Annotated in this window: 1 protein-coding gene; it reads left to right on the forward strand. The window is 62.1% G+C overall.

Annotated features, from left to right (window positions below; genetic code table 11):
• The coding region (locus ACFE72_RS01345; RefSeq protein ID WP_375411247.1) for a calcium-binding protein at nt 1-1,495 on the forward strand (1,495 nt) is incomplete at both ends.

Here is a 1,495-nt window from a genome sequence, read left to right on the forward strand (position 1 = left end):
CATCAACGGCTTCAACACCAACGACGTCCTGCGCGGCGGCCGCGGCAACGATACCTTGAGCGGCGGTCCGGGTGACGACACCTACTACTATGCGCAAGGCGACGGCAACGATGTCATTATCGAAAATGCCGCGGGCAATTTCAGCACCGTCGACACGTTGAACCTGCTGGATATCAACCCGGCCGGCGTCAGCCTCGTTCGCAACGGCAACGACCTTACCGTGGTGATTGCGGAAACCGCGCCCGGCGCCGGCAACGGCGGTTCGATCCTGCTCAAGTCGGAGCTTGACGACTTCTTCAGCACGGGCGTGGAAAGGATCGTGTTCGCCGACGGTACGATCTGGACCCAGGCCGACTTGCGGGTGAAGACGCTCGCCCAGGCGTCGACCCGGGGCAACGACACCATTACCGGATTCAACACCAACGACATCCTGACCGGCGGCCCCGGCAACGATACACTGAGCGGTGTAGCCGGAGACGACACCTACATTTATGCACGCGGCGACGGCAACGATACCATTATCGAGGGTACTGCCGGCAATTTCACGACGTTCGATACGCTGAGGCTGCAGAACATCGACCCGGCGTCGGTCAGCTTTGTGCGCAACCTCAATGACCTGACGCTGGTCGTCGCAGAGACCGCACCGGGTGCCGGCAATGGCGGATCGATCCTGCTCAAGGACGAGCTCGACGACTGGTTCAGCCAGGGTGTCGAGCGTGTCGCCTTCGACAACGGCACGGTCTGGTCCCAAGCCGACCTTCGCGCAATGCTGCTGACCCAGGCGATCAATGCCGGCAGTGGTGACATCCTCGGTTTCAACGTCGCCGATACGCTGGTGGCGGGGCTCGGCGACAGATTCCTCAACGGCCGGGGCGGGGCGGACACCTATGTCTACAGTTCGGCGGGCGGCAACGACGTCATTGCCGATCCCGGCAATTTCGTTTCGCGGCTGCAATTCAGCGACATTGTGTCCACCGATGTGAGCCTGTCGAGACGGGTCGCCAACAATGGCGCCGACCTCGTCATCATCAACAATCTCACCGGCAAGACGGTAACGGTGCAGCGGGAATTCTCCGGCGGAGCGATGCTGTCGGTACAGTTCTCCGACGGCGTCAGCTGGAGTCAGGCGCAGATTCTGGACATCCTGGCTGCGAACGGCGGCGGATACATGTTCGGCCGCGGCGACGGCCAGGTCACCTTCGCCCAGAGCGTGACCTCACTGCGGATGGCGGCGGGAATCTCGGCAAGCGACGTCATCTTGCAGTCGAGCGGCACCGACCTGATCGTCAAGCTTCGCGGAAGCACCGACAGCATCACCGTGCAGGGTGCCTTGACCATCAATGCGTGGGGTGTTTCGAGTTCGCTTGCCCAGCTCAAATTCAGCGACGGAACGACCCTGGATCTCGGAAAACCGGACGCCGGCCATGGATTGCCGCTGACGTTCACCTGGCTCGGCACCGGCAACAACTACTTCCTGACCGGCAGCAACTACGGC

Source organism: uncultured Bradyrhizobium sp. (genome assembly GCF_964252615.1).
GTDB lineage: Bacteria > Pseudomonadota > Alphaproteobacteria > Rhizobiales > Xanthobacteraceae > Bradyrhizobium.